This window comes from Flavobacterium sp. (genome assembly GCF_036515215.1).
Taxonomy (GTDB): Bacteria; Bacteroidota; Bacteroidia; order Flavobacteriales; family Flavobacteriaceae; genus Flavobacterium.
Map to the genome: position 1 here is coordinate 22612 of NZ_DATBVQ010000056.1, position 9536 is coordinate 32147.

At 38.4% G+C, this 9536-nt stretch carries 7 protein-coding genes and 1 pseudogene; 1 reads left to right on the top strand and 7 read right to left on the bottom strand.

What is annotated here, in order from left to right; genetic code table 11:
• Positions 1–186: 186 nt before the first annotated feature.
• From mdh to VIH09_RS04255, 6 genes are all read right to left on the bottom strand, one after another.
• Positions 187–1122 carry a malate dehydrogenase gene (gene mdh, locus VIH09_RS04230; protein ID WP_331578213.1) on the bottom strand — a complete coding sequence of 312 codons (936 nt, stop codon included), beginning with the start codon at positions 1120–1122 and terminating at the stop codon, positions 187–189.
• Between the two features lie 50 nt (positions 1123–1172).
• Positions 1173–3116, bottom strand: coding sequence for a DNA topoisomerase (ATP-hydrolyzing) subunit B (gene gyrB, locus VIH09_RS04235; protein WP_331578215.1), 1944 nt, complete (start codon positions 3114–3116; stop codon positions 1173–1175).
• An 81-nt stretch (positions 3117–3197) separates the two neighbouring features.
• Complete coding sequence (locus tag VIH09_RS04240) at positions 3198–3392, bottom strand: hypothetical protein (RefSeq protein WP_331578217.1); 195 nt, start codon at positions 3390–3392, stop codon at positions 3198–3200.
• Positions 3393–3524: 132 nt separating this feature from the next.
• On the bottom strand, positions 3525–5150 hold the full coding sequence (locus VIH09_RS04245) for an amidohydrolase (RefSeq protein WP_331578219.1): 1626 nt from the start codon (positions 5148–5150) through the stop codon (positions 3525–3527).
• Between the two features lie 173 nt (positions 5151–5323).
• Positions 5324–7000 (bottom strand): asparagine synthase B, encoded by a 1677-nt coding sequence (gene asnB, locus VIH09_RS04250; RefSeq protein ID WP_331578221.1) that lies wholly within the window; start codon positions 6998–7000, stop codon positions 5324–5326.
• Positions 7001–7235: 235 nt separating this feature from the next.
• The gene (locus tag VIH09_RS04255; protein ID WP_331578223.1) at positions 7236–7685 is read right to left on the bottom strand and encodes a hypothetical protein; all 450 of its coding nucleotides are present in this window, start codon (positions 7683–7685) and stop codon (positions 7236–7238) included.
• Positions 7686–7909: 224 nt separating this feature from the next.
• On the opposite strand from VIH09_RS04255, the gene VIH09_RS04260 reads away from it, so the two are divergent.
• Positions 7910–8452: a DUF2911 domain-containing protein gene (locus tag VIH09_RS04260; protein WP_331578225.1), complete on the top strand. Its 543-nt coding sequence runs from the start codon at positions 7910–7912 to the stop codon at positions 8450–8452.
• A gap of 106 nt (positions 8453–8558) precedes the next feature.
• On the opposite strand, the pseudogene VIH09_RS04265 reads toward VIH09_RS04260, so the two are convergent.
• A pseudogene (locus VIH09_RS04265) lies at positions 8559–9536 on the bottom strand (TonB-dependent receptor); the annotation flags it as partial.

Consider the following 9536-nt stretch of genomic DNA (forward strand, 5'->3'; position numbering starts at 1 on the left):
TTTTTCCAACCTTTAATATAGTATCCGACAATGATTTAGGTCTGAAAAACAAAAACCAGCTATTATATTATTATTTTTGAACCGAGCAAATATATAATTAACGTTAACATTAACCAATTAATTTATTGATTAATCTCAAAAAAAAGACCGCAATAGTGCAGTCTTCGTTAATATATAACATTTTGATTAAGCTAAAATTGATTTCAACGCATCATTCATTTGTCGAACTGCATCGGCACTTTTAGCAAACGCTGCTTTTTCCTTATCATTTAACTCAATCTCCAGAATCTCTTCGACTCCATTTTTACCAATAATACAAGGTACACCTATGCAAATGTCATTTTGGTCATATTCTCCTTCAACAAAAACAGAACAAGCAATCATTTTCCTTTGGTCATTCAAAATACTGTCCACCAAATAAGCAACCGATGCTCCAGGAGCGTACCAGGCCGAAGTTCCTAAAAGACCAGTAAGTGTCGCGCCTCCAACCATGGTATCGGCGGCAACTTTTTGTAATGCTTCTTCCGACAGAAATTGAGATACAGGAATACCATTATATGATGCTAAACGCGTCAAAGGAATCATAGTAGTATCACCGTGACCACCAATTACCATTGCAGAAATATCATTCGCAGGCTTATCCAAAGCCATTGACAAGTAGGTTCTAAAACGAGAACTGTCAAGTGCCCCACCCATTCCAATTATTCTGTTTTTTGGCAATCCCGTAGATTTTAATGCCAAATAGGTCATCGTGTCCATCGGGTTCGAAACCACTACGATGATTGCATTTGGAGAATGAACCAAAACGCTTTCAACAACCGTTTTCACGATTCCGGCATTGATTCCAATTAATTCCTCGCGAGTCATTCCTGGCTTCCTAGGAATTCCAGACGTAATAACAACAACGCTACTATTGGCTGTTTTTGAATAGTCATTAGTAACACCTGACACTTTTGTATTAAAACCCGTATTGGTGGCACATTGCATAATATCCAATGCCTTACCTTCAGCAAATCCTTCCTTTATGTCCAATAATACAACTTCACTTGCAATCCCCCTATAAGAGATTACGTCTGCGCATGTTGCTCCTACATTTCCTGCTCCTACAATAGTAACTTTCATATTATATGTGTGTGTTTTTTGGTTAGTTAATTAGTGTTTAGACACCTTAATTAAGCATCTATATTAGCATAAACAGCATTTTTTTCGATAAATTCTCTCCTCGGTGGTACTTCATCACCCATTAGCATAGAGAAAACCCTATCAGCTTCTGCCAAACTATCAATGGTTACTTGTCGCAAGGTTCTGAAACCAGGATCCATTGTGGTTTCCCATAATTGTTCTGCGTTCATCTCCCCAAGACCTTTATATCGCTGAATTCCTGCACTTCCGCCCATTCTCTCATTAGCCTGATCACGTTGCAAATCATTCCATGCATATTCTTTCTTATTCCCTTTTTTAACCAAATATAAAGGTGGAGCAGCTATGTAAACGTGCCCTTCTTCTATCAGTTCTTTCATGAATCTAAAGAAGAATGTCAATATCAAAGTTGATATGTGACTACCATCGACATCGGCATCACACATAATAATTACTTTATGGTAACGCAACTTAGATATATTCAAAGCCTTACTATCCTCTTCCGTACCAACAGTAACACCAAGAGCAGTAAAAATATTTCTAATCTCTTCGTTTTCAAAAACCTTATGGTGCATCGCTTTTTCTACGTTCAAAATCTTACCACGCAATGGCAAAATTGCTTGAAAAGCGCGGTCACGACCTTGTTTTGCCGTTCCCCCTGCCGAATCTCCCTCGACAAGATATACTTCGCATTTTGCAGGATCTTGTTCTGAACAGTCAGACAATTTCCCCGGCAATCCGCCGCCACCCATTACGGTTTTGCGTTGTACCATCTCACGCGCTTTTTTGGCCGCGTGACGCGCCTGAGCAGCCAGAATAACTTTTTGCACAATGATTCGAGCATCATTTGGATTTTCCTCCAAATAGTTCTCGATCATTTCGCTCACCGCCTGACTAACCGGCGAAACTACTTCCCTGTTTCCAAGTTTAGTTTTGGTTTGTCCCTCAAATTGCGGTTCCGCAACTTTTACAGAAATAATCGCAGTCAAGCCTTCACGGAAATCATCCCCTGAAATGTCGAACTTCAATTTGTCTAACATTCCGGATGCATCTGCGTATTTCTTAAGCGATCTGGTTAGACCAGTTCTGAAACCTTGCAAGTGTGTCCCTCCTTCGTGTGTATTGATATTGTTCACGTAAGAAAAAATATTCTCCGTGTAACTTGTGTTATAAATCAAGGCAACCTCAACAGGGATTTCCCCTTTTTCATTATCCATCGAAATAACGTGAGCAATAATTGGCTCACGATTTCCATCTAAATAACGGATATATTCTTTTAAACCTTCATCAGAATGAAAAACTTCAGAAACAAATTTCCCGTCTTTATCCAATTCTCTTTTATCCGTAAAAGTGATTGTAATTCCTTTATTTAGGTATGACAATTCACGCATACGGGCCGATAAAGTATCATATGAAAATTCAACTGTCTGAGTAAAAATACTTGGATCAGGATAAAAAGTAACGATTGTACCTCTTTTTGTGGTCTCCCCAATTTGTTTAACCGGATACAACGCTTTCCCTTTTTCATACTCTTGCTCGTACACTTTTCCGTCACTACTATGAACCGTAGCCCTAAGGTGATTTGACAGTGCATTTACAACCGAAACCCCCACACCGTGAAGTCCACCAGAGACTTTGTAAGAATCCTTGTCAAATTTTCCTCCAGCACCAATTTTAGTCATTACAACCTCAAGCGCAGAAACACCTTCTTTTTTATGAATACCGACTGGGATACCACGTCCATTGTCTTCAACGGCAATAGATCCATCCTCATTTATATCAACTATTATCGTATCGCAATGACCTCCCATTGCCTCATCGATAGAGTTATCTACCACCTCATAAACTAAATGATGAAGTCCTCGAACCCCCACATCTCCAATATACATCGATGGACGCATTCGTACATGCTCCATTCCTTCTAATGCCTGAATACTATCCGCTGAATAATTGTCCTTCTTGATTTCTTCGCTCATATGATTTATTCTAATAATGTAAACTTTGTCTAACACGCAAATATATAACAACGTAACCTATTTAACCGTTAAAATCCCTTTTTAAGGTGTTAAGTTATTAACATTTTGTTGATTTAAAGCCTCGAAAAACGCTCTCAAAATCGAGAACATTTTATATCTTAAGTCATGCTGGACAGATATTTTTGCTTTAGCCATTTCTGCATCCTCTTTCTGCTCAGCCGCATTTTCCATTGCGCTTAAATTTCGGCTTTCATGCCGGTTAGAAATGAATTTCATAATCGTTTGACCCGTAATTATTTGGGCGTGCTATTCATGAAATATCAATCCTTAAATTGTGCTTTTGGGTCGTTTTAGGATTATTAGTGATGCAATTTCCCTATTTGTAAAAGGACTATTCGAACGTAGCCATTATTTAACCTTAACTCCTTTTAAATATGTATTAGAGGGCTTCATTTCAAGAATTTCGCTCTCCACAATTTTCATTATATCCTTATCGAAGATGACAAAATCAGCCCATTTCCCAACCTCCAGACTTCCTTTTTCTTTTTCTTCGAAATTACTATAGGCAGCCCAAATCGTCATTCCTTTCAAAGTCTCCTCCCTTGTCAACGCATTTTCCGTCTGGAAACCGCCCTTTGGATATCCTTTGCTGTCTTTTCTGGCTACTGCCGCATGAAAAGTCAACATCGGGTTCACTTCCTCTACGGGAAAATCAGTCCCTAAAGCAATGATTCCCGCTTTCTGAAGCAATTTTTTATAAGCATAAGCGTTTTTCAAACGGTCTTTCCCTAATCTGTCCCCCGCCCAATACATATCCGAAGTGGCATGCGTAGGCTGTACCGAAGGAATTATCCCCGATTTGAAATAATCAAAATCTTGCTCGCGTAAAACTTGTGCATGTTCGATTTTCCATCTTCTGTCTTTCTTTCCTGTCAAAGCTTCTTTGTATATTTTTAACAAAACCGTGTTGGCAGAATCCCCAATAGCATGTGTATTCAATTGAAAATCAGAATTTGCTATTTGTTGTGCAATCGATCTCAATTCCGAAATGGGCGACAACAAGGCGCCATATTGATTGGGCATATCTGAATATGGTTTGTGAAGGCAGGCGCCTCGAGAACCTAGAGCACCATCTCCGTACATTTTAAAAGAACGCACATCTAAATTATCTGTTTTGTAAATTCCTTTTTTTAGATACGAATCAATATTTTTTTGATTTGCTGTAATCATAGCATAAACATTTAATTTCATCGCCTTAGCCTTTTGCAAACTGTCTATCAAATTGATGACATCAGGATCTAAACCAGCGTCATTTACTGTCGTTAAACCATAATCAAACATTACTTTTTCGGCATCCAACAAAGCTGCAATTTGAGTCGTGCGAGTTGGTTTCGGAATTATTTTAAAAACCAGCTCCATCGGATTATCTATCAAAATTCCCGTTGGCTCGCCATTTTTAATTTCAATCTGTCCACCAACGGCCTTTGTGTCTTTAGTGATTCCAGCTAACGCCAATGCTTTACTGTTAGCGATAATCGCATGACCATCTACTCTATTCAAAACGACAGGAATATCAGCGAAATAAGTATCCAAAATAGCTTTGGAAGGAAACTCTTTTACTTTCCAATCGTTCTGATCCCAGCCGTTCCCAACAATGAAATTTGATTTTTTTACTTTTTGAAAGTCTTGAATCCTCTTTACCACATCCTCCATACTTTTAGTACCACGCAAATCAACTTCCTGAAGGCTAAGTCCAAAACCATAATAATGACAATGCGCATCTATCAGACCAGGGTAAATAAACTTGCCCTTTGCCTCGATGGTATTTTCAGATTCAAACTTATTTGTAATGTCTTCATCACTGCCTATCGCAACAATTTTACCGTCACTAATAGCCATTGCAGTTGCCGTACTAAATGCCTTATCGACAGCGTAAATAGTGGCATTTTTGACTATGGTATCTACAGCGGTCTTATTCTTTTTTAGGCAAGAAGTAAGCGCAAGCAGACTGAAAATTAAAATATAGCGTTTCATGATGTAGTGTTTAGATACGCTAATATAAAAAAGAAGCCTAATAAAAAAGAAACTAGGCCTACTTATTTAAGAAAATACCAGTTTATTATTAGGATTACCTATTTTGATAAACGCAAAAAAGACGCTTCCCAAATGGAAAGCGCCTTTCTTTTTAATATTTCGACTAAAAAATTTTATCCTTTTACATAAGAATCTGTATGCACGTTGGCAACTGCTCTTCCAGAAGGGTCATTCATGTTCTTGAAAGCCTCATCCCATTCCAGTGCAATTTTTGTACTACAAGCCACGCTAGCTTCCTGTGGAACACATAATGCGGCAGCATCACTCGGGAAATGTTCGTTAAAAATTGAACGGTAGTAATATTCCTCTTTCGAAGTTGGGGTTTGCAGAGGAAACTTGTATTTTGCATTTGCCAATTGCTCATCCGAAACTTCTACAGCCACCACTTCTTTTAAGTTATCAATCCAACCGTAACCAACTCCGTCGCTAAACTGCTCTTTTTGTCTCCAGGCGATGCTTTCGGGCAACATGTCTTCAAATGCTTTACGAACAACCCATTTCTCCATTGGGTGCTCCTTGTTGATCATTTTATCCTGTGGGTTGACTCTCATGGCCACATCCATAAATTCTTTGTCCAAGAACGGCACACGCCCTTCGATACCCCAAGCCGCTAAACTTTTGTTGGCACGAAGACAATCGTACATATGTAACTTACTTAATTTACGAACCGTTTCTTCGTGAAATTCTTGGGCGTTTGGTGCTTTGTGAAAGTATAAATACCCTCCAAAAAGTTCATCTGCCCCTTCACCTGACAATACCATTTTAATTCCCATTGACTTGATGACTCTTGCCATCAACCACATTGGAGTCGATGCTCTAATTGTAGTCACATCATAGGTTTCCAAGTTATAAATCACGTCTTTAACCGCATCCAAACCTTCTTGAATCGTGAATTTGATTTCGTGGTGAATGGTACCGATATGGTCCGCTACTTTTTGGGCTGCAGCCAAATCTGGCGAACCATCCAAGCCTACAGAAAAAGAGTGTAATTGCGGATACCAGGCATCAACTGTATCTCCTGATTCAATACGTTTTTGGGCATATTTTTTGGCCACGGCCGAAGTGATGGAAGAATCCAAACCTCCCGAAAGCAGTACACCATAAGGCACGTCACTCATCAATTGTCTGTGAACGGCAGCTTCAAGAGCCACTTTGATATCTTCAATACTTGTTACGTTGTCTTTTACGGCGTCATAGTCAACCCATTCTCTTTTGTACCATTGTACAAATTCACCGTCTTTGCTACTCATGTAATGCCCTGGAGGAAACAACTGGATTTTGGTGCAATAGCCTTCCAATGCTTTCAATTCTGAAGCCACATAAAAAGTTCCGTGTTGATCCCAACCGATGTATAACGGAATAATCCCCATATGATCTCGGGCAACAAAATACTCGTCTTTTTCTACATCATAAATCGCAAATCCAAAAATACCGTTCATTTCGTCTATAAAATGAGGTCCTTTTTCTTTGTAAAGAGCCAAAATAACTTCGCAGTCACTTTCAGTTTGAAAGTTATATTTTCCTTCAAATTGTTTGCGTAATTCTCTGTGGTTGTAAATTTCCCCGTTTGCGGCTAAAATCAATTGTTTGTCCTCGCTGAACAAAGGCTGTTTACCTGAAGCAGGGTCAACAATAGCCAATCGTTCATGAGACATAATCGCTTTTTCATTACTGAAAATTCCGCTCCAGTCCGGTCCACGGTGTCGGATAATTTTAGACATTTCTAACACTTGAGGTCTTAAAACTTCCGCTTTTTGTTTTAGATCAAAGGCACATACTATTCCGCACATAACTATATATTTTTATTTGTTTGTTTATTTTGATGAGGCAAAGATGCAATTACGGTTACAATTGAAAAACACATGTAAGACATTTGGTTATAGATTATAACTAAAATAAGCGTTTTGTGTGAAATACGCAATTGAAAAACTCATGGAAACAGTTTTGAAGTTAAAAATGACAATAGTAAGCTTTCCTAAATTATGGCGCCGAGTCCCAAAAAACAGGGCATTTTAAAATTTAAAACTACAAAATCTCCTCTATTAGATAAGTCGTCCCGTTAATCTCAAAAGTAAAACCTGCAACATTTCCCATCAATTTATTCCCCAGCGGTGATTGAGGCGATAACGCGATAACATTAACTCCATCTATATTGATTTTTGGCAGGGCCAAACTCATATACAAATAGATACCGTTGGCTTTTACCAAACTTCCCAGGATTATCGTTTGGGCTATTTTACAAGGGTCAATTTTGTCCAGAATCGCTTTTTGGGTGATAACCTCCTTCAATTTAGTATTGAGTTTCTCTTGTTCAAGATGCATCATCGACAAGGCAGTTTCATGCTTATCACCAGCAGAACCTTTAGCATCGTTTTTAGAGTCTTCGGTAAGGGCGACAATCATGTCCCTAAACACATCGATTCTGTCTTGAACGAGTTGTACGTAATATCGATATGTTTTTTGTTTGAAAGTCATTTTTTTTCATTTTAAAATATGGATTCCATGACTGAAGTGTTAGACTCACAAAAGAAGCGGAGACATCCCAACCATAATCACAGGGCCCAAAGTTATACTATTATTCCGGAGGCTCGCAGATTTATATGAACCCGATTTCGAACTTATCCCCAATTTTAATGCGAATTTTTAGCATTATACGGACATAATTAATAATTTTAACATTCTAACTTTTAATACTGATCATGAAAAAATCTATTATTACCACAATTGCATTCGCCTTTATGATACTTTTATTCTCTAACGCGAATGCGCAAAAATTCCCTGACTTGGACAAAAGTCCTATGGATGTTGCTGCTTTTCCAAACGATTACAAAGTGGCCGATAAAATCGCTAAAGTCACCTACAGCAGGCCACAACTGAAAGGACGCAGTCTTAGCGAATTGGCACCGAACGGAAAGGTTTGGAGAACGGGCGCTAATGAAGCCGCTGAAATCACCTTTTATAAGGACATGAAATTAGGGGAAACCAAAATTAAGGCGGGCACTTATACTTTGTACACCATTCCTGAAAAAGATTCATACACGATCATCATAAATAAAGACTTGAACGTTTGGGGAGCCTACTATTATAAACCTGAGAACGATGTCGCCCGACTAACAGTTCCCGTTACCGAAGGAAAAGAACCGCTTGAAGCCTTTTCAATGGTTTTCACCAAGGCTGACAACGGCATAGTGCTGAATATGGGGTGGGACAAGATGAGAATCGCTGTTCCATTTACAGAATAACAGTTTTTGCAAACATAAAAAAATGGCTTCCAGAATATGGAAGCCATTTTTTTATCAATTAATGTCGATTTGACGAACCTAACAGCAATTAAATGGATGGGATAAATTAAAAATCAAATTTATAATTTGCACCTACCACCAACTGAAAACCTTGAACTTGATAGTTCAACCATTTTTCATAGGCTTGGTTGGCAATATTGTTGGCTCTTATAAATCCGGTCAATCGATCATTGTGTTTATATCCTAAATTTGCATTTACATCAAAGTAACTGTCTAGAGTTATCGGACTCGGAGCAACCACATTTATATTGTCCGTATTTCCCTGTATGTCCATGCGTTCGCCAACGTAGAAAACGGCAGCTCCTGCAAACCATTTTGGCGTGATATTAAAGTCAATATTCGCGTTGAATTTCACTTCCGGCAAGCTCCAAGCTTCCTGCTGAAAATCATTGGTATAACTGTTGAAAGTTCCACTTACCCCGAAAGTCACGTTATCTGAAAAACTGGCTTTTAAATCTCCCGAAAAACTCAATGTTCTCATATCATCATATACCACCTGCATCGAATTTCCAAAAGCGTAATCCTCATTTGTTGTATCCTCATTATAATCGTTGCTTTTGAACAATGCTTTGTTTCTTTCATTCACATAAGAGCCGCGCATATTGTAACTAACAGTGTTTGCCAACTTGCCCTTCAAACCGGCAAAAATATCATATTGTTTGTCTGTCGGGGCAATGTTAAGAGCTGGAGACAAATATGTATTTTGATTGACAAAATCCAAATAAGAATTTTGCTCCAAATTCCCTTCGGCTCCGGCATAAAAAATCATTAAATCCCCAACGACTTTGTAACTGGCATTAACTTGCGGATAGATGAAAAACTTATTGTTGCTCTTTTCATTGTCTAAACTATAAAAAATGCCAGCACCAATGTTTATTGTCCAATCGTCCTCTTCCATCACAAAAGTAGGAGTGATTCCAAAATTAGTAAAACCATATTTTAAAGGCTCCGTATTTGTATTTGAGTAATTTTTATCGAAAGACCCACCCACATAATCTACTATTATATTCGTTTTTATGGACTC